The 25,886-nt window shown below is 44.0% G+C and carries 21 protein-coding genes; 3 read left to right on the top strand and 18 right to left on the bottom strand.

What is annotated here, in order from left to right; translation table 11 throughout:
• Positions 1 to 23: 23 nt before the first annotated feature.
• The 18 genes from RBB12_RS13410 to RBB12_RS13490 form a co-directional block, all read right to left on the bottom strand.
• Positions 24 to 1,289, bottom strand: a complete 1,266-nt coding sequence (locus RBB12_RS13410; protein WP_306031026.1) for a hypothetical protein — start codon at positions 1,287 to 1,289, stop codon at positions 24 to 26.
• Positions 1,286 to 1,741, bottom strand: coding sequence for a hypothetical protein (locus RBB12_RS13415; protein ID WP_306013953.1), 456 nt, complete (start codon positions 1,739 to 1,741; stop codon positions 1,286 to 1,288). Before RBB12_RS13415 ends, RBB12_RS13410 begins: the two co-directional genes overlap by 4 nt.
• The gene (locus RBB12_RS13420; protein WP_306013952.1) at positions 1,738 to 2,208 is read right to left on the bottom strand and encodes a hypothetical protein; all 471 of its coding nucleotides are present in this window, start codon (positions 2,206 to 2,208) and stop codon (positions 1,738 to 1,740) included. The genes RBB12_RS13415 and RBB12_RS13420 overlap by 4 nt, the downstream gene beginning before the upstream one ends.
• Positions 2,205 to 2,927: a hypothetical protein gene (locus tag RBB12_RS13425; RefSeq protein WP_306013951.1), complete on the bottom strand. Its 723-nt coding sequence runs from the start codon at positions 2,925 to 2,927 to the stop codon at positions 2,205 to 2,207. Before RBB12_RS13425 ends, RBB12_RS13420 begins: the two co-directional genes overlap by 4 nt.
• A 59-nt stretch (positions 2,928 to 2,986) precedes the next feature.
• Positions 2,987 to 3,298, bottom strand: a complete 312-nt coding sequence (locus tag RBB12_RS13430; protein ID WP_306013950.1) for a hypothetical protein — start codon at positions 3,296 to 3,298, stop codon at positions 2,987 to 2,989.
• Between the two features lie 104 nt (positions 3,299 to 3,402).
• Positions 3,403 to 4,272 (bottom strand): toxin-antitoxin system YwqK family antitoxin, encoded by an 870-nt coding sequence (locus RBB12_RS13435; protein ID WP_306013949.1) that lies wholly within the window; start codon positions 4,270 to 4,272, stop codon positions 3,403 to 3,405.
• A complete protein-coding gene (locus RBB12_RS13440) occupies positions 4,262 to 5,224 on the bottom strand; it encodes an RHS repeat-associated core domain-containing protein (protein ID WP_306013948.1) in 963 nt (320 codons plus the stop codon). The genes RBB12_RS13435 and RBB12_RS13440 overlap by 11 nt, the downstream gene beginning before the upstream one ends.
• A complete protein-coding gene (locus RBB12_RS16130) occupies positions 5,221 to 5,658 on the bottom strand; it encodes an RDD family protein (protein WP_409557904.1) in 438 nt (145 codons plus the stop codon). Before RBB12_RS16130 ends, RBB12_RS13440 begins: the two co-directional genes overlap by 4 nt.
• Complete coding sequence (locus RBB12_RS13445; RefSeq protein ID WP_306013947.1) at positions 5,659 to 6,534, bottom strand: RHS repeat-associated core domain-containing protein; 876 nt, start codon at positions 6,532 to 6,534, stop codon at positions 5,659 to 5,661.
• A gap of 367 nt (positions 6,535 to 6,901) precedes the next feature.
• Positions 6,902 to 7,876, bottom strand: a complete 975-nt coding sequence (locus RBB12_RS13450; RefSeq protein WP_306013946.1) for an RHS repeat-associated core domain-containing protein — start codon at positions 7,874 to 7,876, stop codon at positions 6,902 to 6,904.
• Positions 7,873 to 8,265 carry an RDD family protein gene (locus RBB12_RS13455; protein ID WP_306013945.1) on the bottom strand — a complete coding sequence of 131 codons (393 nt, stop codon included), beginning with the start codon at positions 8,263 to 8,265 and terminating at the stop codon, positions 7,873 to 7,875. Before RBB12_RS13455 ends, RBB12_RS13450 begins: the two co-directional genes overlap by 4 nt.
• A gap of 32 nt (positions 8,266 to 8,297) precedes the next feature.
• Entirely contained in the window at positions 8,298 to 9,698 is a 1,401-nt protein-coding gene (locus tag RBB12_RS13460) for an RHS repeat domain-containing protein (protein ID WP_306013944.1), read from the bottom strand.
• Between the two features lie 16 nt (positions 9,699 to 9,714).
• On the bottom strand, positions 9,715 to 10,533 hold the full coding sequence (locus tag RBB12_RS13465) for a hypothetical protein (protein ID WP_306013943.1): 819 nt from the start codon (positions 10,531 to 10,533) through the stop codon (positions 9,715 to 9,717).
• Complete coding sequence (locus tag RBB12_RS13470) at positions 10,475 to 15,727, bottom strand: RHS repeat-associated core domain-containing protein (RefSeq protein ID WP_306013942.1); 5,253 nt, start codon at positions 15,725 to 15,727, stop codon at positions 10,475 to 10,477. The genes RBB12_RS13465 and RBB12_RS13470 overlap by 59 nt, the downstream gene beginning before the upstream one ends.
• Before the next feature lie 47 nt (positions 15,728 to 15,774).
• Positions 15,775 to 21,240, bottom strand: a complete 5,466-nt coding sequence (locus RBB12_RS13475) for a hypothetical protein (protein ID WP_306013940.1) — start codon at positions 21,238 to 21,240, stop codon at positions 15,775 to 15,777.
• A gap of 18 nt (positions 21,241 to 21,258) precedes the next feature.
• The gene (locus tag RBB12_RS13480; protein ID WP_306013939.1) at positions 21,259 to 21,855 is read right to left on the bottom strand and encodes a hypothetical protein; all 597 of its coding nucleotides are present in this window, start codon (positions 21,853 to 21,855) and stop codon (positions 21,259 to 21,261) included.
• A 1-nt stretch (position 21,856) separates the two neighbouring features.
• Positions 21,857 to 22,471 carry a hypothetical protein gene (locus RBB12_RS13485; protein WP_306013938.1) on the bottom strand — a complete coding sequence of 205 codons (615 nt, stop codon included), beginning with the start codon at positions 22,469 to 22,471 and terminating at the stop codon, positions 21,857 to 21,859.
• A complete protein-coding gene (locus tag RBB12_RS13490; protein ID WP_306013937.1) occupies positions 22,461 to 23,036 on the bottom strand; it encodes an OmpH family outer membrane protein in 576 nt (191 codons plus the stop codon). Before RBB12_RS13490 ends, RBB12_RS13485 begins: the two co-directional genes overlap by 11 nt.
• Positions 23,037 to 23,582: 546 nt before the next feature.
• Here RBB12_RS13490 and RBB12_RS13495 point away from each other — a divergent pair.
• Genes RBB12_RS13495 through RBB12_RS13505 form a run of 3 tightly spaced genes read left to right on the top strand, consistent with a single transcriptional unit; the run spans position 23,583 to position 25,885 of the window.
• Positions 23,583 to 23,990 (top strand): hypothetical protein, encoded by a 408-nt coding sequence (locus RBB12_RS13495; RefSeq protein ID WP_306013936.1) that lies wholly within the window; start codon positions 23,583 to 23,585, stop codon positions 23,988 to 23,990.
• Positions 23,990 to 24,472, top strand: coding sequence for a hypothetical protein (locus RBB12_RS13500; RefSeq protein ID WP_306013934.1), 483 nt, complete (start codon positions 23,990 to 23,992; stop codon positions 24,470 to 24,472). Before RBB12_RS13495 ends, RBB12_RS13500 begins: the two co-directional genes overlap by 1 nt.
• The gene (locus RBB12_RS13505) at positions 24,473 to 25,885 is read left to right on the top strand and encodes a GspE/PulE family protein (RefSeq protein WP_306013932.1); all 1,413 of its coding nucleotides are present in this window, start codon (positions 24,473 to 24,475) and stop codon (positions 25,883 to 25,885) included.
• Position 25,886: the final 1 nt, after the last annotated feature.

Below are 25,886 nucleotides of genomic sequence, written 5' to 3' on the forward strand. Positions count from 1 at the left end.
AAGGGTTGAGCCCTTTATTCTCTTTAGTACATCCATTTGACCACGCTGTTTATTTGTTTGTCCCCATAGACCAAACCGCTGAATTCCTTTGGCAATAATGAGGCGTTTATCTCACCGTTGAACAGATGGTTCAGGTAGGTGTTTCCATTTTCAAAGGCGACGAACGAATCCGTAATGACACTGCCATAGACGCTACCTTTTAGCTCCAGGCTCTGTTCGCAATAGATTTCACCTGCCACTTTTGCTCCCTCGTCAATAGTCATGAACAAGGGCAGTCCCCCTTGTTCCTTTTTGTCCAGATAAACTACCGAGCCCGCTACGATTGATCTTCGTCCTATTGAAATGGCGGGTTCCCTTGTCCTATTGATAGTTGTTGTTTTGGATGGGTTGCTGTTTACAGCCAAAACAGTCGGGTATTCCAGTTGGCAGTTGTTTCCCACCATTATCCTTTCACTCGAAATAGCCTGAAAAGATCCTTTGACCCCATCCCCTATTGCAATTCTTGGGGCAATCAGGACAACATCTCGCAACCTTGCAGTAGAATTGATACGAATCTCATTGGTCGCCCGAATGACAATGTTTCCTGAGAGTGATACATTTCCTAATTCGACAAGGTTGTCCTCGATGAGCAGGGTCTCATTGGTAAAACTGTTTTTTACATCGGTGTCCGCCCGCAAGTTGGTACGGTTTCCCTTGAAGTTCTGGTATGTACTGGTAAATTGTTGCAATTGTTGTTTGGCTTCCTGATGGATACTGGGGAGTTGTCCTTGGCTTCTATAGCTGTTGCCATACACCAGTTGGGGGCCTGTATACCCATGCCCTCCGATATTCCCCATCTTGATGCCCCGTTCGGGCAAATAGGCATCCCCCACAATCTTGGCACTGCCCGCAACGACCAAGGGTCGGTTGGCATCCTTGATATACAGGGCTTGGCGCTCCCCAGCTTGATGACCCACAAGGGCCAATTTCTCAAAACGCAACTTCCCCTTTTCCGATACCACTTTCCGTTTTTCAATAAGTCCCCAATAATCCTTTGAGACCGTTGTGTGTATCCCTGAAATATTGGAATCTAAATTTCTTTGTTGTCCACTGTGCATAGGATTGTCAAAGGATGTCCTTAATCCAGAATTGGTCTCTTGGATAAGGTCTACCAAGGTTTCCGATCGTTTGTCCAAGAGGGCGTTGCTGTGGTTCATCAAAATGAATCCGAAAAGCAGGAGCACGATGATGGTTCCTATGAAGAGTACGAACTGTAGTGCACCCGCCCTGATTTTTGTAAAGAACATCATTGCAGCGATATGGTTTCCGATTGTCCTCCGTAGCGGACCTTGATTTGCCTATCATTCCCGTTGACCAAGGTCACACCATTGATTTCCTCCTTAAGGGACATCATATGTTGCTGCCCATCTATGGAAATAAAAAATAGGGTGTTTCCCGTACTTGATTCTGTGACCAGACCTGAGTATATAATATTTCTTTTCTGGACCGGCTCTTTTTTAATCGTTCTTTGGGCCATCTTCTTTTTTGTGCCGGGAAGGGTACCTAAAAAGGGGTCCCGATAGTCAGCATTAATGGAGAAAGAATCCTTGGTGTTTGCGATTTGGACCAGCTCGGATTTTGTGACCTGCATCGGCGGTATATCGGGTTCATGGGTCAGGGCCTTGATCACCTTAAAACCTATGATGCCCCATATCAATAGCACGAGGCCTAGAAGCGTGTATGTTTTGGCGCTTTTGCTCAATTGGCTATGGTATAGTTATCGGTTTTGCTCCCATTTTCTGATGAAACCAATTGCAGTTTAGTGGAGAGAGCCACATCCTCGTCCCAATTGACTTGAAAAACGCTTGTCGAATAGAGAGTCTCAAAACCACTATTGAAGGCCTTGACGCGCCATTCATAGTTCCCGTTTAGCAGGTTTTGCTGCAACTGGGTGGGCAAATATCCCAAGGTGTCCATTTCAATGACACTGTCCATAAGGATTTGAGCCGCATTTTCAAAATTGGGGGTGGCCACTTGCACGGTATACCCCGTTGCCTCTTCCACATTTTCCCAGTTTAGGTTTACCGTATTGTTGGTCAAAATAGTGCCATTGGTAGGTGCCAATATGTTGATGGTCTGGGCAGAAATATCAGGAACCTCCAGAATGTCCTCACAGGCACAAAGACCAATAGAACCTATTAGCATCATCAAAATGATTCGTTTGTTCATAGCTTCAAGTAGTCAGGTGTTTTGTTCAACTTCTCTGGATTGGCCTTAGTATTGCCAGGGCAAGCACCTCCATCAAAAAGGATTTGGGCTATTTGCAGCTGTCCTCTCTTGTCCTTGTTCCAACAAAAGGAGGCTGTTCTGTAGTCGAAAATGTACATGTCCGAAAGTTTAATTGAATCGCCATTTCTAGCGTTTCCCATCTTAAGGGATAAGGCTCCAGATTGATCCGTAGTCAGGTACAGTTTTTCGGTCTCATCCATTTTTTCGGACAGATCCGCATTGACCACAAAATACATGGAGGAAATGACTTCTAGTTTGGTGTTTTCCTTGAGATAGGTTCTCAGGTTTGCATTCAGCGCATCATTGAGCGCCTCCACTAGATGCACGGCATCGTTTATTTCAATTTGGTAATACTTTAATCCCGTCAGTTGGGTAGTGTCCATGGTCTGGGTCAACGGTGCCCTCCCCATTCGCTCCCTAAAGCGGTTGTATCGAGCTCTGGCCTTTCCAGAAAGTGGAGTGGATTCCAAAGAAACGCTTATGGGAGTGGCCAAATGGGGTTCCCCTACCTTTTGGAATTCTTTTTTGAACAGTGAGGATTGCTGTTGGCCGATAGACCCTAGTACCGGAACTTGCGAACCAGACTTTTGCAATTGGCGCAGGGGACCACAGCTGCAAAACATGGCAGCCATGAAAATTAGTATCAATGTAGGTCTCATAAGTAACATTTGGGCACCCTTGATCCTCCCTTGAAAGGATAAAATTAAAAATGCTGTAATTAAGGTGAGGTTGGGAGAAAAAGGTAGGGGTCTTTTTTTTCTCGTATCATAGATACGATAAATTTAAATAGTTGACAAATGTTTACCCTTGAAAACATTGCAGACCACCGTAAATCTGTTTTTATATAATATGAAAAGGGATAGCGATACCCTTCGGCTCCGCTCAGGGTCCGGTTGGGCATGGGCATCCCAAAGGGATAATAGTCGGTAAACCCTTTTAGGCCCGCTTCGTTGCCATCTGTTCTAAAAACCACCCGCACATTCCCCAAGTGGTCAACACTATTTTGTCTTATGGCAGTGTGCAAACTCATTTATTAATTTCAATTCTAGTCAAAAACCACGGCTCCAACAGTGGCTCTCTTATTTTATTCTGTATGGCACAAGCGGAACGCTTGCGCTAGCGGGGGACACAAGACTAGCGACTGGATGATGAATCTGCACTTATATAGACAGGCAGGTCAAAGTATATTTTTCGAGTTATAAAATCCACCGTATCTAATGCTTCATTTGATTTCTCCAATAAAAATCCCTTCAGATTTTTTTCCGTAGAATCTTTTAACTCTAAATCAAAGACCACATCATGATTGGCATTCTTGAATTTTCCTTGAGGCTTGAACCTCTTTTCCAAATTATAGATGGTGTCCCAGTTGTAGCTTTCTTCATTGCTAAAATCGTTCTTTAAACCTTTTCCTTTTGGGAGACACACATAAAGTTCACTTTCATATGATATCAATGGTTGTGCTAAAAAAAAATGTATCCTAACCATATCATCCTTTGAAAAAGTGGTCTTGACTTTATAATAGTTTCCTCCAATAGTATCTCCTTTTTGATTGTACTTCCAGTTTTGGTTCAGGTATGGCTCTCCGTCAATATTTATAAACTCTTGTCTTTCCTTTATTTTGCCATTATTCCCGTAAAACTTCCAAGTACCTATTTTAAAATTATATTTGAGCAATTCTCCTTCACTTACCACTAAACAATCCTTCCCAAAGTTTTTTTGGTATACCGCTTTGTTGTCTTCCCAGCTTATTTCACTTTTCGAGAATTTGTAACCGGGTTCATAAAAATGTACCGAAATACCTTGTCTTTTCCCGTCTAAATATTCATATTTTGACTTTAATGCCCCATCTTCACTATATTCACGCAGGGTGCCTTCATACTTTGAACCTTTCAACGGAACCCTAATCTTAACATTGCCGTTAGTGTGATATGTAACTTTTTCCCTGTTGGTACACCCAGTAAAAAATAAAGTCATCAAGATTAGATAGCATATTCTAGTTCCCATAAAGCTGTACTTTTTGGATTGAATCCCATTCATAAGTGTTTCCAGATTCAAAATAATTACTAATTCTACCATTACTTGATCTTACTCCTTTATATTCTCCTCCAATACCTCCCGAATGAACGCCATTTTTCCAAGCCTGAAGAAGATAAGTGATAGTATCATTATCAACAGGCTCGATAATAACAGATGCAACGTTATTCGCCTGATCAACAGCACTTACACCATCCCGTGCAGCCCTCAACATATGGTTTACGGTATTGGGCTTGTGCGCCCAAAATCTCAGGTTGCCACCATTTGAACCAGGTATCAACCAGTCATTATAGTCTTGGGAGCCATATACCTCGCCGTGCTTTCCTTTGGTATTGCCATATTCCTCGCTGCCGTTACCGTAAAACTTTTCCCCGCTCAATCGGCTCTCGAACCAGTCCCATCTTTTACCGGTAAAAGGATTGTTGCCCCTCATCTTCTCTGCCCCAATAGTCGCTCCAGGGAGTGGGGTATAGTTTAAGTGTGTATATTGGAAGCCCTTACCAGAAAAGTCACCATTGGTAATAAAGGTATCCCAACCATCGGCTCCCTGTTGGGCCACGCTCCAATTGCCTTTTTCCCCAACAATTTCTCCACCGCCATTAAAGGTTTTCCAAAGCCATGCCCCGAACTTGGATTTCCAGCCACCATCTGGATCTACACCATTGGCCCAATCATTGCCCATTGCCAAATATGGAGAATTGTATTGCCCATAGGGGTCAGGGGAGAGCCACCTCATTATCCTGGAATCATACATCCTAAGTTGGAAGGCGTTCAATCCGGTCTCCTTGTCCTCCTCGGCATATTGGCCCTGATAGCCGTAACGATAGCCATTGGCATCCTGCATGTTCCTGTTGGGCATCGCCATCCCGCCGGGATAGTAGTCCGTATAGCCCTCCAAATTGGCATGGTTGTCCTCTTTCATGTCTTACTTTTCTTGACAGTATAAACATTTGACCATTTCTCGTGCCAAAACCTTTTTTCTGCATTAAACAAGAAAGAAATAGGGTTGATTGGTAGAATTCTGATGAACGTCCTGAATAAAACTTTGAAAAACTTTGGATTTTGGGAAACGTTTGTTGATATTCTTAAATTTAGAATTTTCTTACCAAAAGTGTATCCTAAAAAATACTCTAGAAGCAAAAAATATAAGAAGTAAACTATCAATTGAAACACCCAAATCCTGTTTGCGTCCCAAAAAGGAAAACCTTTATTTTGTACAAAAGGACCATTAACGTCAATAAAAAACAGATACAATAAACTAATAATTGAAACAATTATTAAATCAATGTAAAATGAAATGAGTCTTCTAACAATTAAGGATTCCAATAACTTTCTTGTGTTAAACTTCTTTTCCATTTATTCGTTTGTTTGTTTCACCCCAAATTTGATGTATGCCTCTATACCATAAATGAAATTTATCGACCCGCCAAATTCCTGTTCCGAGCTAACACTTTTGATTTTTGTTTGGCCTTTATGAGTATCCTCAGTATGATACTCAATAATTAGATTAGTTAATCCAGCACTATATGTGACCTTATTTATACTCAATTCATTATTAAAATTGACACCTGCTCCCAAACCTTTGCCAACTGATAATCCAAAGTCTTGATTGGGGTCTTCGGGTAAACCAGCAAAAGTATGGTCAATGGGGCCTGTTTCAGTATTATAGCCCCCTCCAATTGAATAAATAGGGTTTCTGCCTGCTTCGCCAAATAAAGCAAAAGTTGAACCAAATGCTCTCACATCTGCACCAATCCCACCAACGTTAAAATCTGCTTGGGCTTCGACATAAAACTCTGTTTTTGGATAACTATATTGTTGTTGAGTATTTAATCGAGTCCACCAAGGGTTGTCTTTTTCCCACGATGTTTTAAAGGAGCCATTCGTGACAAATGTATCCCAACCATCTGGACCTTGCTGGGCAACGCTCCAATTGCCTTTTTCTCCAACAATCTCGCCACCGCCGTTGAAGGTTTTCCAGAGCCAAGCACCAAATTTGGTCTTCCAACCACCATCTGGGTCCACACCATTGGCCCAATCATTGCCCATTGCCAAATATGGAGAATTGTATTGCCCATACGGGTCAGGTGACAGCCATCTGTTTATCCTCGAATCGTACATCCGAAGTTGGAAGGCGTTCAATCCCGTCTCCTTATCCTCTTCTGCGAACTGCCCTTGATAACCATACCTGTAGCCGTTGGTATCCTCCAGATTTCTATTGGGCATCGCCATGCCGCCGGGGTAATAGTCCGTAAACCCCTTTAGGCCAACTTCGTTGCCTTCCGTGCCAAAAACCGCCCGTACATTTCCCAAGTGGTCAACACTATTTTGTCTTATGGCAGTCTGCAAACTCATTTATTAATTTCAATGCTAGTCAAAAGCCACAGCTCTCGCCGTGGCTCTACATAAATTCTGATAATATTCTTTCTTTACCCCACAACTTTTATCACTATCAAAATAAGTGCCGTTACTACTAATAGACCCGTAACGGCCGAATATTTGTGGCTCTGAGCATCTTTTAGGCTTCCATTGAAGCCACGCAAACACCATATCAATAATCCTCCGAAAAATTCAAGTATTTGAAAGTCGACCATTTTTATTAATCTTCTCTTCTGGTATCCTGTATTATTAGCTCCATAGCTCTACTTAAATCCGTATCAAAATCTTTAAATTGCTTGACAGCATCATTATTGTTGACTCTTATATTGTGCTGTCTTATCATGTCACGATACGCCTTTGATCTTAAAGTAGCATGGTTAGGCCCTGTAAATTGCCCCTTTGTCGCCTTCGAAAAAGCACGATATAAATCAACGGATGAATCCAAAGTTTCGAGGCCTTTTTTAAAAGTGCTTCCGTAACCCAAAGTTGCAACCGTTACTAAGCCGTCAACACCAGCATCTGAATTGTTAGGTATAGACCCTTTGAACCATGGTCCGTTTCCAAAATGAGACCCGGTCAAAAGCACCTTCACATTGTCGGCCGTGCCAAATGTCAACTCTGCACCTACATGCTTGATAGCATCCCAATTATTTTCAGGTGCAGCCTGTCTCCACATTTGAAAGTTGTTTATCCCGGTTAACGGCGTAATCTGTGCAGGTATAGTGTTTTTCCACGCACCTGTATAGTTGAAGGTCACCGAGGTCTCGTATTGCAGACCACCGACATGTGGGTTGAACACTTCTCCACCGGAACTGGTGTTGAACCCCCATTCTCCATTGCTCTTATAAAGTTCACCAGGGTTTAGACCCGCATTGACCGCTTTGTTCCTTGCCCATTTTGCAAATAGTTTCCATTTCCAGCCGCCGTCCGGATCTATTCCATTTATGGGGTCGTTGCCCATACCCAAATATGGCGAAGCATATTGCCCATACGGGTCGGTGGTGAGCCATCTTCCTATTCTACTATCCCATAAACGCAACTGAAACGCTTCCTTGCCCGTCTCAGGATCTTTTTCCTGTCCTTGGAAGGCATAGCGGTACCCTTCGGCTCCGCTCAGGGTCCTGTTGGGCATGGGCATCCCAAAGGGATAGTAATCGGTATAGCCCTCCAAATTGGCATGGTTGTCGTCTTTCATGGCTTACTTCTCTTGACAGTATAAAGATTTGACCATTTCTCATGCCAAAATATTTTTTTATCATTAAACAAGAAAGAAATTTGATTTACAGGAATGATTCTAGCTAAAGATCTTACCAACACTTGTAACAAATTGATTTCATTATTTTCACCTTTTATTTTAAATCTAAAAAGACTTTTCCCTAAGGTACTCTTAAAAAAAAACTCACAAACTGTGAAGTAAATTATATAAGATATTATTTGAACCAAAAGAACCTTGGAATCATCAAATCGTGATTGAGGATTGTTGGCTGTTTTAAAGAAAATAGTGGAATAAACAAAATATGCTGGTATCGAAAAGATTAGTGCATCCACGTAAAAAGCTACAGCACGACGAATTATATCATTCATTATGGTAGGATTTAAATATTAAAAAAACTCTTTTATTCAGGGACACCTTGGGATATCCAACCAAATTCAATGTTAGCCCGAACACCGTATACTGCATTAAATTCTCCGCCAAAAGACCATCCGTATCTATCCTGTTTAACTTTGCCTAAGTTATGGATGGATTCGTTATGAAAAATCTTTGTATGCTCTATGATTCCATAATTAGTAGTTGTTGATTCTCGGTTGAATTGAGTGTCATAGTTTTCGCTATAACCAAAAATTCCATTGACTCCCCATCCTGTTTCAGTTCCACCCTTATTTTCGTTATATGGGTTCTGTATAAAGGAAAGGTTAGTGAAATCTCCTTCCCAAAAATCTGCTTCGCCTCCAATCGAATAAATTGACTTCTTCCCTGCATTACTTTGTAAAGTAACATTTCCACCTGCTGCTTTCAAATCAAAACCAAATCCACCATAATTAAAATCAGCTTGTGCTTTAACATAAATTGGCAACCTATCAGGGGTTTCAACAGAATTTGCAACATTGAAAAGGGAAAAACCAGAGCCTGGCACAGCAGCAAAATCCCTACGATGTTCAGGTACGAAGCTACCATTGGTAATAAACGTATCCCAACCATCTGCACCTTGTTGAGCCACACTCCAATTGCCTTTTTCCCCAACAATTTCACCGCCGCCATTAAAGGTTTTCCAAAGCCAAGCACCAAATTTGGTCTTCCAACCACCATCTGGGTCCACACCATTGGCCCAATCATTGCCCATTGCCAAATATGGAGAATTGTATTGCCCATACGGGTCAGGGGAAAGCCATCTGTTTATCCTCGAATCGTACATCCGAAGTTGAAAGGCGTTCAATCCGGTCTCCTTGTCCTCTTCTGCATATTGGCCTTGATAACCATAACGGTAACCGTTTGCGTCCTCAAGGTTTCTATTGGGCATCGCCATCCCGCCGGGATAGTAGTCTGTAAACCCTTTTAGGCCCGCTTCGTTGCCATCCGTACCAAAAACCGCCCTCACATTGCCCAAGTGGTCCGTTAGCTCGTACACATAGGCCTTGGTATTGTTGTTGCCGTTATAGGCTATGCCCAGCCTGCCCGCTCCGTAGATCGGCTGCTCCACCAAGGCCATGTTCCCGAACTCGTCGCTGTACACGGCCATTACCTGCCCGGCCACATCGCGCACGTAGTAGGTGCTGCTCTGCAGTATGCCGTTATCATCGTAGGTCTCCTTTTTTACCCTATGGTTCGCCAACGCTCCACCGCGCTTGTCACCAAAAAGCCCAGTGGGCTTTTCTTGCTCCAACGTGTAAAAGAACTTTACCAAGGGGTGGCCCAGGTACTCTACCTCGGTTACCAGCCCACTGGCATTGTAAATATAGGTAATGTCTTCCATATTGTTGCGTGCCAAATACCCAATAGTATTTATCGTGTTGGGCACAAGCGGGACGCTTTCGCTAGCGGAGGATACTTGGATTGTACTCTGGAAAATACTCTATTCTATATTGAAATTTTGTTGAAAAATATTTTTCCTTAACCTTGAAAAACAAGGTGTCGTTCTTGGTAATTCCAAGAAGTTCAACATTTTGTTCTGTACTACTTGGATGCCCGACCAAAATTTGATAATTCGGTTCCATTGGCGAACTGTTTTCAATCCAATCCTCCTTTGGAGTGTCCAATAAAGTTTTGTTTATTTTAAAAAATGTTTCCCTAGAGGGCAATATTGTATCGCCATTTGGATTAACGAGGCGATGTAGGTAAAAATCATTCAATTCACTAAATGAACCTTTTACTTCTTCAAATTCGTCTTTTTCGGAAATACTGACAAGATAATCATATACTTCTTTAATTTCTTTGGGAACAACAGAGTCATAGACAGATGTCGAAAACCCGGCGTCCCCATCGTCCATAGAAAGATCAAACATATAGTAATATCTCGCTAGATGGTTGTAATATGTACTGTCAACCTTATCCATATCCATTTTGGAAGCAAGGGAGTTCAAAGAGTCCTTTTCGGATTTTTTTAGTTCTCTGAACAATAATTCGCCAAAATCCGATTTATAAAGTTTACCGTTTTCAATTAAAATTTCAGTAGCTTTAGGATAAGGGTTGTTTTCAGTTAAACTCCATAAAAAAACATCCAACTCCCTAACTTCATAATTACCACATGACTGTGATAAAATGAATAAAAACAAAATAGCCCAGACTTTTAGTTTCTTACCTGTAGAACCTACTGAATATACTTGGCTGATCTCTTTGTATAATCTTCCTTCCATATTTATTAAATAAACCGTAAAATGTTTTATTATTTTTAAAATCAGAAACCTTGCCCCCATAAGCCGCATGAATGCCCATTTGGGAAAGTACATGAGCTTTAAAATTATCCGTTGTATTCTTAAACTGGGGTCTATTAACTTGAAATGCATGAATATCGTAGTGACCAGTGGCAGATCCTGGAATATCCAAAATCACATGCCCCATAACTTCATGTCCATTAATTATATTTCTGAGATTCTCTACAGTAGGCTCAAAAAATTCGTCAGCTACGGAACTTCCATCTTTATTTACTCCTCTTTGAATCAAATAATTATCCTGTGTGGCAAGACCTGCATCATAGTTTGCGCCACTTTGAAAATTTTGAATGGTAACTTTTCCAATCAAATCCAACCCATCTTGAAGGTTTGCATTGGCGATAAAGCTTTCGATATTATCTCTTATGCCAGGACTGGAAAAATCGAAAGAACTCAAATATGTTCCCCCAGAACTAGCCAAATCCCCTGCGGTCATATTGGAAAAGTCGATATTGCCGTCATAAATAATGGCCTCGCCCGTGAAACCTTCGACAGTGTTGCCCCTGTAGCTTCCATCACTACCAAAAACAGGATTTTCCTCCGCATAGCCACCATCGGAATCGGTCATCGATATTGGATTGTTTCCCATCCCTAAATATGGAGAATTATATTGTCCATAAGGGTCTGTTGTCAACCACCGTCCTATTCTACCATCCCATAAACGTAATTGGAACGCTTCTTTTCCCGTTTCCGGGTCCTTTTCCTGTCCTTGGAAGGCGTAGCGGTACCCTTCGGCTCCGCTCAGGGTCCGGTTCGGCATGGGCATCCCAAAGGGATAATAGTCCGTAAACCCCTTTAGGCCAACTTCGTTGCCCTCCGTACTAAAGACCGCCCGCACATTCCCCAAGTGGTCCGTTAGCTCGTACACATAGGCCTTGGTATTGTTGTTGCCGTTATAGGCTATGCCCAGCCTGCCCGCTCCGTAGATTGGCTGCTCCACCAGGGCCATGTTCCCGAACTCGTCGCTGTACACGGCCATTACCTGCCCGGCCACATCGCGCACGTAGTAGGTGCTGCTTAGCAGTATACCGTTTTCGTCGTAGGTCTCCTTTTTTACCCTATGGTTCCTATCGTTGTAAAAGAACTTTACCAAGGGGTGGCCCAGGTACTCTACCTCGGTTACCAGCCCACTGGCATTGTAAATATAGGCAATCTGCTGGGAATTATCCTGTACCAATTGCCCTATGGCATTGTACTGGTAATTGCCCGGGGCGTGGCCCTCCAGGTCGTCCGCTTCGGGCACATCGCCCACGGCATCCTCTACCCACAGCAATTGGTTGGGTTTTTGGGGGTCGTAGTGGTAGGTGAGGTCGTCCATATCGGTGATCCCAAAGAAGGGGTCCTTTTTACGTTTTAGGCGTTGTATGTTGCCATTGGCATCGTAGGTTATGGGGCCCACATCGTAGTCGGCAGTATTGGCCTTGGGGTCAAAATTGGCCCCGGTGAGCCAGTTGTTGCGGTCGTAGCTGTAGGTATAGTGGCCCGGCAGCCCGCCATTTACTGCGGTTTGCCAGCGTATGCCCTTTATGTTGCCGTTCAGCTGGTCGGTACCGTAAAGGTCGGTCACTATATTGGTGTTTTCGGGGCGCTGGTAATCGCCCAAGTGGTAGTCCAGCTGCATGCCAAAAAGGTCGTTGGCGTCGCCTCCGGGGTCGTTGGTGTCGTCCAGCGAGGGGTGGTTTATGCTCTTTAGCTGCCCGGCCAGGTTGTACACATAGTCCAGCCCTTGTGCGCCCTGGGCCATCTCGGTCCGCACCAAGGTGCCGGCATCGTTGTACATGTACTCGGCATGGGGCACAAAGGTGTTATCGTCCACCGAGGTTTCCACCAGTGCCAATTGGTCGCGCTGGTTGTAGGTATAGCGGTGCACAAACTGGTCGGGCTGTGCTTTTTGGTAGATCACCTTTTTTACCTGTCCGGTCAAGGGCCAGTATTCGTAATTTAGGGTCTTGGCGGCTTTCAGGCCGGCTATCTCCTGCACCAGCCACACTACCCTGCCGTAGGCATCGTAACTGTAGTAGGTGGTAGACATGCCATTTTGGGTCTTGGCCACATTGCCCGCCAAAAAGGAGGGGTCGTGGTATTCGGGCGCCAAATTGGCGAGGAACAGGTAGTCCTGTTCGGTCAACTGGTCGTAGGTGGTGCCCACCACATCTTCCATGGGTTGTTGTGGCAGGGGGGCATCGGGGTCGAGGTCCTTAAAGAAGACATTGGTGAGCACCCCGCTTTTTATGGGACGTGCCCAGGGGTCGTACTCGGTAAAGGAGACCCTGTTCCCCGTTTCCTGCTCGGTGTTCTGGGAGTAGCGTATTTGGCCATCGGCCCGGTACTTGAACCTTGCGGTGCCCTCGTCGGGGCTGCGGGTCTCCACCAACTGGCCCAGGGTGTTGTAACGGTAGCTGGTCTGCAATTTGTTGCCGTCCTTATCGGCCAAGGGCTGGAGCGATGCGGCGAGCCTTCCGGCCTCGTCGTACAGGTTAAGGCTGTAATCGTAGTAGTTTACCTGGTAGGTTACGGTAATGCTATTTGGCTGGTAATTGTCCAGATCGTTTACGGCCACGCGGTAAAAGCCGGGCAGTAGGTTTTTGGGCGTGGTGGGCTCCACGGCATCGGAGATCAGGTTGTAGAGGGTCACGGCATTTTCGTTGCTCACAGCGATACTGCCTTCGGCACCTTTGGACAGGTGGATGTCCACATAGCCCTGGGGGCCAATGGGGAGTTCCATGGGCAGGGATATGTCCCCGTCCCCTCCCGATCGGGCGGTGGCCAGCAGTTTTCCGTCGGTATCAAAAAAGGTGACGTTCTCGTTGCCGTGCAGGTCGCGCACCACGGTTTTTAGGGTGCGTATGTTGTGGTATTTTTCCTCACCAAAGGCGTTTTTTTCGGCCAGTTCGCCCGAGGCGGGCATGGTAAAGCTATAGGCTTGGGGCCATTGGTCTTGCGGGGTTATTTGCTGGTCGCCGTTGGTATCGGGCTTGTTGCCGCCCACCACGGCGAGCGGGACATTGGGGATCAAGTCGCTAAAAATAGTACGCACAAAGGGGTGTGCGGTAAGGTCTTGGTAGGGGTGCGAGGTAAGACCGGTGTAATATTGCCCCAAGGGGCCATCGGCGGATACGCTGGCGGGTTCGTATGGATTTTGTTCAAAATCGGTGGTGGTGTAGGTAGTACCGCCCGCGTTGGTGATAAAGGTGGGATGGTACTGGAACTGGTCCTGCCCCGGTATGGGCGCCGACATGGTGGAGAGCGCGGCACGCCCTTGGTAATCGTAAAGGGTGGCCTGCCCCCATAGGGTATTGGTGGTAAGGTCCCAGCTCTGGGTCTGTACGTGCTTGCCCAAATCGTCGTAATAACGGCGGGCGTTGGCTTTTAGGTTGGTATTCATATCGTAGTCCCACACGGTGATCATGTTCCAGTTTTCCTTTTCGGGGTCTTCGGGTGTTTCGGGCTCATCGGGATTTCCGTTTACGGCGATCTCTATATCGTGTCGGGTAAGTATCAAGCCGTTCACAATATCGCTGGTCATTACGCAGTGGTAGGTTCCTGCGTCTTGGACTGTGACATTGTTGATATTATAGTCCGGGGCATCGGGTGCCCCATTAATGGACTGGCCGTCCTTGTACCATTGGTAGTGGTTCTGGGTTCCGGATATGTTGGTGGATAGGACAATGTTATCCCCTTCCTGCAACTGGATGAGCTGCGGTTGGTCGGTTTTTTGTTGGGGGCTGTGGTTTAAGGAGTATTCAAACAAATTCAGGAAGTAATACTCCAAATTACCAAAATCGAAACGGTTGTTCCGCACGTGAAACGTAGTCAACGGCAGGATACTGAATACTTGTGGGGGAATATCGCCGGTTAAATCATTATCGTTGAGATGCAGTCTTTCCAGTACCATTAAATTTCCCAGTTGTTCCGGTATGCTTCCGCTCAGGTTGTTGAAATGTAGGTTCAATTGGAAAAGGTTGGTGATATTACCCAGTTCCGGAGGTATGGAGCCACTAAGTTGATTGTTCTGCAGGCTTACGAATGAAAGGTTGTTGGACAGGTTCCCAAGCTCAGGGGGAATAGACCCGCTCAATTGGTTGGTGTACAACGAAAGTGAATAAAGGTTTGTTATGTTACCAAGTTCGGGCGGTATGGCACCTGTGAGCAGGTTGTTCGAAATATCGAGAATATTCAAGGGGAGGTTGCCCAATTCCGGAGGAATGGGACCGCTCAATAGGTTGTTATAAAGTGATAACCAAGATAGATTTGGTAAATTGCCCAGTTCGGGAGGAATGGAACCGCTTAATTGGTTGTTTTGTAGCGAAAGCTCGTTTAAGTTGATCAAATTAGACAACTCTGGAGGAAGGGTTCCACTTAGATTGTTGCCTCCAAGCCTGATGACCTCTAGGGCGGTCATATTGGCAATTGCTGTGGGAATACTGCCATCAAATGCGTTGCTTTGGAGGCTTAGAATCTCCAAACTAGTCAAGTTCTGTAATTGTGGTGGAAGAGGCCCACTAAGTTGGTTGCCATACAGTGTTAGGTATTTTAAATTGCCAAGATTGTTCAGTAATTCCAAGGGAATGGATCCTGTTAGTTGGTTGCCGGAAAGATTGAGCGAGCTAAGGTTTACCAAGTTGCCCAAAGAAGCTGGGATAGCTCCGTTCAGATTATTTCCTTCGAGCCTTAGGAGAGTTAAAGCGGTCAGATTTCCGATTTCATCGGGTATGTTTCCGTTCAAATTGTTCCATCCAAGATTCAGGGATTGCAGATCAATCAGGTTGCCAATGGTATTTGGAATACTACCCGTAATATCATTCAAAAATAGATTGAGATTGGTAAGGTGCACCAAATCTCCGATACTGGCAGGCAAATTGCCTGCAAGCTCATTGAATTCCAGATCCAATTCCGTTACATGGCCATTCGCTACGGTGACCCCGTACCAGGCATTGGTCACAAAGCCGTTAAAATCCCATTCGTCCCCGATAAAACCATCGGTTTCCGTGGCCCAATTGGGGCCATTGGTGGCATTGTAGAGGTCCAGCAGGGCCTGTTTTTCGGCCGGTGTCACTTGGGCTTTTACCCCAATGAAGCCGCTTAGCATAAGTAGGATTACAAGTATATTACGTTTCATGGTGTCTGTTTTTGGTTCTGGATCATGTTGTTTTTCCATCTGTGGGCCTAAGGTTCTTGTATGGGTTCTTCGTTATTGCCGCCTCCATTGCAATCTCCCCGTTTATGGTTGCCACCGGCTTCTACGATTTCTTGGGTAATCATATCCCGCACCCTGCACCAGTACACGGCTCGGCTTCCCGCACAGCTGGTACTTATTCCTATAAAGTTTTGTGCTCCCCATGGTCCAAAAGTTGGTTCCAAGTTTCCGGGACACACGGAGGCGTCCGGTGGATTTTCGTCTACGCAGTTCTCTACAGACCATTGGTACTCGTACTGCCCACTACCTCCACTGACGTTGGCCACTACATTGGTGTTTGACGCATTATAATCCTGAACGCCCAGACTCAGCTGAAGCTGCGAATTTGGGGGTTCGGGAGCCAAGTCGCTCTTGTAATGGTAGTCGTATTCCTTTACTTTTTTAAAGCCTCCGGTAAGAACTTGGTCCACATTGATCACCTCACTGTAAATGCGGAGCAGTCGCCCGGCCTCGTCGTACTCGTATTGGGTAGCCATGTTGTTCGGGCCCAATATGTGGGTGAGTTCGTCCCAGGTGTTGTACACATAGGAAGACATGGAAGCCGAGATGGGATGCAGCCTAAAATCGTCTACAACCACGTTACCTCCGAGTGAGGTAACGTTTACCTGGGTATCCGAGGGGATATAGGTGTAAAAGTTGAGCTGTACCCAATCACCTGCGAATACTTTTTCGGCAGGATGGAAATTAACGGTGTTCCCTCCTACCTGCAACGCTACGCTGGCATGGTTGGCGTTTTTGGCCCAAAGGGATGCTTTAAATTTTTTGGACTCCGCATTATGCTGCACGGTTACCTCAAAAGCACTACCTCCATTGTTTATGGATAGGGCGTGATTTCCGGTATGGGCATCTGAACTGTTGGCCGCTGTACCCTTCTTTACTCCACCTCCAAAATTGCCTTGGCCATCGTGGTCCTCGGCACCGGAGTAAAAGGTTTCCCCATAGCCCGCATTGCACACCGCTATGGTCTTGGTATCGTTATAACCCATTTTGCTGGCGGCGAGGTTGCCGTTAATGTCCTTCATCTCCAATGGTGAGGAAAAGTCGTTATAGCGGGTCACTTCGGTGAGCTGCTTCCATTGGCTGGGCTGCTGGGCATTGGGTTGGGACCAATCAAAACCATCATCGTCGCCCACATAGTCGGTGAAGTAGCCGTTGCCGTCCCTTTCCCCGTTCCAGGTAAAGGTCTTGTGTTTGCGCCATACATCATGAAGAACAATAAATTCTTGTTCATTGGGAAATTCACCCAACCATTCACTTACCTGATACAATTCTGGTTGCCATGTGGTAATGTTGGCACTGAGTTTTTGCCATTGGTTATTGGCATCCTGAATTTCGGTAATTGACATGGCCTCTTGGGCCAGCATGTTATTGTTGCCGGGGTTGTCCGCCTTGCTGCCCATGGAGGGGTATTGGTGATAGGCGGGGATTACTTTGGATTTCAATTGTTTTCCATCGCTCAATATTGCTCTGGACTCCGTAAGTTGCCCTGTGTAAAAATCATATTTTAAAAACTGCTGCTGCGATGTAAACCCATTTGCCGTAATCTTGGTTTCTGCTAAAACATTGGGGATTTTTTCTTTACTGGAGGAGGTCATAAAATATATGTCCTTGCCAGGTAAATCCACCAACCTTTTATAAGCATTAAAGGACTCTTGCAAAACACCTTGTTGGTAATCGTGCTCTTGAGACAGGTAGGTGTTTTCCAATTGATACACCATTTGGTTTTCTGAATTGAATTCTACGGCTTTGATCAATCTCCCAATATTCGCCGAATAATCTTTCATTTCAAATTTACCAAACGACATATCCACATCTACTGCATTAAGGGAGACATCTATATAGGCAATGCTTTGCGTTCTTTTTAGCTCAAATACATTTTCAACATACACACCATCAGCCGTATACTGCAGTTGTTTTGGGACTTCAAATTGATACTCCTTTTTTGAAATCAATTTATCGTTAGCATCTCGCCTTTCCGTAGTCACATATTCATAGATTACCATAGGATTGGGTAACTCCGATATGTAAGGCACCTCCCTGTCCCTTTTGGAAGGAGCGTAAGAGGTCACCCCAGACTCTTGGTGATAATGATCTTTGTAGTTGTATACTGTTTTGGTGGTATAGTTATCGGAAACAACCTTGAGTTCTTTGACCCTGATACCTCCTCCTTCCGCAGCATGTAAAGGTTCCTTTTGGGCGAATATTTTGTATCGTGCCCTATTGCTTCCTTCCCCTGGCCTTTCACAAGAGTTTTCATCTTTTGCTTTGGACCAATCTACCGTCATGTCCACTACATGATGATATTCATTATCGTAATACACCCAATTCTTTTCGTTGCATGTTTTGTATTCCCTGCCCGATTGCCGGTTTTTGTCGGGGAGAGATAAAACCAATAGATTGTTGGAAACTTGCTGTACCAAACTATTTTGCACGGCAAAGTCACCTACCCAGTTGCTTTCGGTATTGGTGTAATGCCAATAGAGCACATCAATTTCCGTTGTTGCCCCTGCTTCAAAATAGTCCATAAAGTTTACGTGGTATTTTTGTTCCACCCCAGGGTCGTTTCTAAAACTAATGGTCTTGGGTCCGTTGGTGGTTCCTGCAAACTTAAACTGCAAACCATGGTCAAAATAGGTGGTAGGTCTGGCATACTCGTTCACATATCTATCATTTTCGTAGGTTACCTCAATGGAACCTCCCAGTGGTGTGGTAATCTTGTTGAGACTATACATCATGGCCTGGTTCTCATAGTACCCCCAATCATCGATATTGTCTTTGTTGAACGGAATAGTCTTGGCATAGTAATCAAATTGGTAAGGAGGAATCAACTGCACCCCGCCTTTGCCTAAAGTGCTTACAGAATTTAAGGTCAGCTTCCCAAGACTTAGGTTATTTCCATTGGTCTCACGCCCAAGCGGATAGGTTTCATCATACCCAAAATCAATGGTTTTAAGGGATTTAGGCATTATGGTCTCCCAATCGATATCATTGGTGTTCAAAATATTATCGTAATATTCAGCATTCCAATAATGAGCAGGGACCAATTCTTCTGTTTTTGAATGAACTGTTCCGTTAGTATCAATATAAACAACCGAAATTTTTGCTTCTGCCGACAATTGCCCCCCTGGAGTATTAATCGGGTCGTCGCCATGGTATTTTTTTATGTTTTGGGCATCGCTATTTTTGAGTAAAATAATCTTTTCCAGTCGTAACGATTTTTGTTCTTTCAGTTCTGCATAAAACCAAAAGTCTGATTTTGAATAATAATAATAATAAGGTGCAACCCAATATTCTATATCCAAATGTTGTCCTTGAAAATAGTAAGTATTGTTAGGTCCTAGTATAGCATTTCTTTCAAAAGGGACATGATAATATTTAGGGTCTTCTCCTTCTGATATTTTAGTTGCAAAACTTTTATTGTCCTCACGTTCGCCTTTTACAAAAAGAGCCGTATGTGTTCTGGTCTTTATTTTATCCAAATAATAGACTTCTTTAATGCCCCAAGAATAGGATTTAGTGCTCCCGTTCGTGTGGTACCCTGTTTTTGGGGATCTCCATCCAAATCCATTTCCCCATCGGCCATATTCAAAATCCACCCAATAGCCATAATCTTGTTCATCGACCTTGTTGTTGCCGTTTTTGTCAATATAATCTGGTCCTGTGATAGCCGTCAAGAGCCAATGTGTCGCATAAGGTTCAAACTGTTGTTCCTCAAAAAACTTTTCCTCGCTATTATCTTCATAGTTAGCGATTCTTCTAAATTCCTCCTTATGATAAACGGGGAGCGAGTAATGATAAGTTTTACCATCAAGGGCAGTAATCCTAAAAGCTCCAATGCCATCGGTTGGCATACCTAATCTACTGAACCCAACATCTGATGGATGTATCACAAGGGATTCGGATTCTAAAATTTGTTGGTTTGTATAAGCTTCAACATATCTCCCTTTCCTCAATCTTTCATTTTCTTCATTATAGGAATCATAAACATTATTATCAACAATACTATTATCATCAAAGTATTTTTCTTTGGTATTAAATACAGTTGGGTGGGCATAATCAAAATTTGGTTGAGGAAGGTCCCAATTGCCCGAACCCACTTTTAAATAGGAGGAGTATTCATTCTCAAAATAAAAATGAATATTTTCATCATCAATCCTTTTCGAAAAGTTTTTGAATCCGTCAATTGGCTTTAAGTAATGTGCATATGAATTGGGCGAATGATATTTCCCGCTTTTACTGGTTTTTGTTCTTAAAGTTGTTCTTGGCATAATCAATGTGCTTTCTTCCATCAGTTTCGGGGCTATAGATCCACCAATACCCTGTGCTGTGACATTGTAGGTATCATAATTGACAAAAGAAAAGTTTGCTCTTTTTAATTGCTCGTTTGTATTGGATTCATACAATACCTCATAGGAATCAAGACTTAGTTGATCTGGATCAATCAAATTTTGATAAGTTTCCTCAATTTTACCTGGATATAAAGCACCATTGTGAACCGAGTAACTGGCATCAAATGCCCATAAAGCTGTTCTCTTATATGAAAAGTCAAGCCAAGCAACTGGAAAAAATGGTAATGGAATCGCAACATGAGTTCCAGATGTTTCAAAATGAATAGATGAATTTAGACTGCTTCCACTACCAGTTAGAAGGTTCATTCCCCCAAAGGAAAAAGAAGGAGATAGATTGCCGTTTGAGCTCAGCGTCGTTCCAGTTCCAAAGGGGCCTTTTGAAACTCCCAAACTTAGTTTTCCACTAAGACCTTTACCTTTAAAGCTTTGAAAAAGCGAGACTCCTGCATTTAAGTCAAAGGCTTCGTTTTTTCCCATACCAAAAGATCTAGAAGCCCCAATACCTATACCATTTGTTCCAATATACCCACCCAAAGAACCTATTCCAGCTATACCTGCACTTGTTGACATTCCAAAATCATAGGTGGACTCCCCTCCTGTAGCCTTAAACGAGTTATAGTTAAGTGATGCTGCTAAAGTTGTCAACTCAGTCATCGTAGTTACTCCTAATGATATACTTTTGGCAACTCCAACATTGTTGTACAACATGGTGTATTTTTTAGTCTCCATCCAATCGTCTGGTACCCCGGAAACACTTCTGTTTATGGCCCCTGGATTTATATTCCAGCCCAATCCCACCCAAGACGCTTCTTGGTCCAATCCTATACCCGCATGGTATGAGAGGGCCAAGGGATAGCCACCTTCTGGGGAGGGTACATTTAAAAGCGGCAGCACATAGCTTAAATCCCCTGTGGCCAAGTTCACCATATCGGTGGCATCCACAGGTTCAAAACTGGCAGCCTCAGGTAATCCTGGTCCACCACTAGAAGCATAAAGAAGATTAATCGGAGTAAGTGTTGTCAAAAAATTAAGGGTCAGGAATATTGCGATAATCCTGTGGGACGGTTTGGTGGTTTTCATTTTCATTACAGTGTTAGATTTGGTTTAATTACATTGTGTGTTGTAGTAGTCAACAATTTCTTCCAAGTGTCCTCTTTTGAGTTCCCGGTTTTGGATCTTGGATACAAGTGCAGGGCAATCCGCAAAAAATTCGGAAGCCCTTTTTCTAAAATTTAAGGCGACCCAGGCGGAAGAGGCCAAGTAGGTTGCCTCTTCTTCGTTTGTTTTTCTCAAGTACGAATAGGTCATGCTTCCCCAATAACCTGTGGTCATCATTCCACCATTGGGCATGGGGGTCATCATCATACTACCTCTTACAACATCTCGGTAAGAGACTACGTTTTTGCCATGGTTGGCCAACTCCAATACTTTGGGGTTTTCCTTATCCTCTATTTTTACCCTTACATAAATGGTAGGCTCCGTATCCTCGAAGAGTTTTAAAGTGTCCACCTGATCAAAAGTGTAGTTTTCTCTCTTGGCCTTCTTTTCTTTTCTAAACTTAATCATGTCCCAAGCATTGAGTTTGGCAAAACCCTCCAATCGGTCCCCGTTTTTCAGTACAAGCAAGGCCTTGGTTTTCTGTGCGCTTGTAATGGAAGTACACAGAACCATGGCGATGATGACTACCAGTATTGATTTCATGCTAAAATTTTAATTGCGGTTGTTTTTTTATGTTCTCCGTAGCTAGCTTAAAGGTTACTTCCCCAGTTCCAAAACCTAGGTCTTTAATGGACAGATAGAGGTGTTCCCCAGTAGAGACATCGGTACTGTTTCTGTACACCAATAAAAGTTCTGTGCTGCTTCCCATTCCGTACATTCTTGGATAGCTGTAGTCCAATAGTTGCAGCGTATCCCGTGTATCGTTGGTTAGGGTAATCTTCTCGGCCATACCAAAGGCCAATTGGTTGACCATGGCACCATATTCGGAGCGGTTTTGCACTTTCTGGGTCAAAAGTTCTTTTCCATTGGCACTTATGCCCAAATTGAAATAGAGATAATCGGAATACTGTTTTCTAAGTTGATCTACCCTTTCGGTATCCACATCTTTGTCCATAAATTGGGATACCACCAGGTCGGTTGGCCTATAGGTCAATGCATAGTCGATGCCGTTCACCGATTTTTGAAGGTGATATCCGTTATCCGGGTTTTTGAGATACCCATACAAGTCTTCTTTGGTATCGAAGGTTTTAGGCTTGCACGCCATTGCCAACAGCACTGCCAATAGAGATAAACAAAGATGCAATTGTCTATTCTCCATAGTACTGCTTGTTCAAACCTTCCAACACTTCCTCTGTAAGATCGGATGCTTTGTGGGCATACATAATATTGCCGCTACCCTGCGCCCCAAAAATGATCTGATACCCATGATTTTTACCGTATTCGGTGATGTAATCATTGATATCGTTGATGATGGTTTGCGTCAACTTTTGATCCTCTTCTTGAATCTGTTTTTGTATGGCTTGCTGATAGTTGTTGATTTGTTGTTGTTTGTTTTGCAATAGTTCTTGCTTTAAGGCCAACTCCTTCTTGGTCATGGAAGACCGTTCTTTTTCATACGCCTTAAGCTCATCTTGCCAATCCGTCATTAAACTATCCACATTGGATTGCATAACGGCGGTTTTTTGCTCGAAACTTTTGCGATCCACCTTTGTTCTTTTGTATCCTTCCACAAGTTTGTTCACATCTACATAGACCAGGTCAACTTTCTTGGGCGAAAAAATGTATGAGAACGCACTTGTCAGCAAGGCAATAACCGCTATTAAAATGGCCCATTGATTTATTTTGATTGACTTGGACGATTTCTCTTTAGGTGTTTTTTTCATCGATTTAATTGATTTGGGACGTATTGAATTTTTATGGTTTTTAAGACCGTATTGCGTTTGTGTTTATTTTGTGATGTTTAGGCACATCTTTTTTATGAATTGTGTACACTTTGGTAGGTTGAAGAATGATGAGGATAAACTAAAAGACATACGTATTATGCCCAATTGGAAGAAATCCTAAATCAAAAGTGTACGCTGAGCATGCTGGTTACATTTCAAGCATGTACAACGACTACGTAGTACACTTACATTTGAAATATAAATGCCTTATGGATTTGTTGAAAAGTAATTTTTTCGGGAAAAAGTAAAACATAGCTCTCATTTAAGTTCATTAGTGTTCAATTAATGTCTTTTGGGGCTATGCTAAAAATGGAATATCCAAACTTGGATGGTCAAATATATAATTTTTTTTAAAAGTTGAAATTTTTACTGAAAATTTTAAAAACCAAGAAAATAATTTTCATTTTCAAAAAAAACTTTAATATTTGTTCAAGACTTTTACAAGTTTATCAACCCATAAATCTTATTCAACTATGACCTACAATTATGAATTTATGGAAACGAAAGGTTACTGCGCTTAACCTACAGGAAACCCTGATTGTCCTTGCCATTATCGGCATTTTGCTCCTCTTGGCACTGCCCAATCTGATGCCCTTGATCTCCAAGGCCAAAAGCATTGAGGCACAGACCCAGCTCAAGGCACTGTACAATGCCCAGACCACCTATCGGTACATGTACAGTAAGTATACTTTAGAGATGAACGAACTGGATTTTGTTCCCCCGCGCACGGTACAGGAAAACGGCACCGCCAATTACCGCTATGAAATCCTTTCAGCGGACAATGCCACCTTTACCGCCCGGGCCGAGGCCATCACGGATTTTGACGGTGATGGTGTCCTCAATGTCTGGGAAATCGACGAAAACGGTAATCCCAAACAACTGGTCCAGGATTGATGATGGTATTGCAGCTACTTTCCGCTGTGGGCCTTGGTATCATGGCCTATCAGGATATGAGGGATCGTGAGGTGTCATGGCTATTGTTTCCCTTATTGGGAATCTCCTTAGGTCTTACCTTTGGACTTCAAGTGGGCCTTACCGTCTTTTTTTATGCCACCCTTTTGAACCTTGCATTGGTGACCGTTATGGTGGGCCTACTTTGGGCCTTCACTAGGTTCATCTTTAGAAAACCCTTTTTGAACGTAAGCTTTGGCCTGGGCGATCTGTTGTTGCTCTATGTGTTCGCATTGGGATTTCCCACGATGACCTTTGTATTCCTACTGGTCGGGTCACTGCTTTTTTCTCTACTAGCCTTTATGCTGATGAAGCTGGTATTACAATCCCAGACCGTTCCCTTGGCCGGTCTTATGGGCGTATTCCTTATCGCCATGATTCTTTTATCATGGATGCCCGGCACCCCATCCTTATACACTTACTGAATGTCACAAGTCTCCTATAAAATACCCACAGAACTGCAACAGCGCATCTCCGCGGACCAAGCGTTTTACTATCGAATCGTGCCTGTATCACAAAACGATAATGGACTGGTCTTGAAAACCGATAACGAGGCCCTTGATGCCCTCTTATCGGAACTCAACATTGTATTGGATACCCCAGTAGTGCTGGAATCTTGCGGTTCCGAGGAAATGCAACAATACCTGACGACCAACTATAGACAGCGTGCGGACCGACAGGTTTCCCAAATGGGATATACCACCGATTTTTTGGAAAAGATATTGCTCGAGGCCAAGTCCATCGGGAGCAGTGACATCCATTTTGAGCCCTACGAACACAAAAGCCGGGTACGCCTTCGTTTGGACGGAAAGCTATTGGAATATTACAGTATCCCCCTATTGGATTACCCTACCATGGTCAATAAAATCAAGATCAGGGCCAATCTGGACATCTCTGAAAAACGCTTGCCCCAGGATGGGCGAATCACGGTCAGTTCCCATGGCGAGGAGTTCGATATCCGGGTCTCCTCCCTGCCCACCCTGCACGGTGAAAAATTGGTGCTGCGGATACTCAGCCGGGACACCAGTAAGATCGATCTTGCATCCTTGGGCATGACCGCCACCGAACTGCAGCGGTACCAAGAAGGCATCAAAAAACCCAACGGCATCGTCTTGATCTCCGGACCTACGGGTTCGGGAAAGACCACGACCCTGTATGCCACCCTTAAACGGCTCAACGATGGGGCGACCAATATCCTGACCATCGAGGACCCCATTGAATATACCTTGGAAGGGATCAACCAAGTTCAATTGAAGGAAAACATCGGACTGGATTTTTCCAGTGCCTTACGTACCTTCTTGCGCCAAGACCCTGATATCATCATGGTGGGCGAGATTAGGGACGTCAAAACGGCTAACATGGCCATCAGAGCTGCCCTTACGGGGCATTTGGTGCTCTCCACCATCCATACCAATTCCGCTTGGGCCACCATATCCCGCTTGATCGATATGGGGATTCCCCCTTTCTTGATCGCCAGTACCCTGAACATGAGCGTGGCGCAGCGTTTGGTCCGCAAGCTTTGTACCCATTGCAAACAACAAACTACGGTTGACCCAAAAACATTTCCCATGGGTTTTGCCATTCCCAAGGATTTGGAGCACCACTCGATTGCGGTGGGCTGTAACGAATGCCATCATACGGGTTACCATGGCCGTAAAGCCCTTTATGAGATACTCCCTGTCCAAAAAAATCTGGAGAACGCCATCAAAGAAAATGTTTTAGAAATCGATGCCTATATGGACGAGCACCATATTCCCAGTTTGCGGGACAATGCCCTAGCCCTGGTCCGCCAAGGAATCACTTCCGTCGAAGAAGTCTATGCCCTATTAAGCCACTGAT

Origin of the sequence: Allomuricauda sp. MMSF_3307 (assembly GCF_030733585.1) — a bacterium.
Classification (GTDB): Bacteria; Bacteroidota; Bacteroidia; order Flavobacteriales; family Flavobacteriaceae; genus Flagellimonas.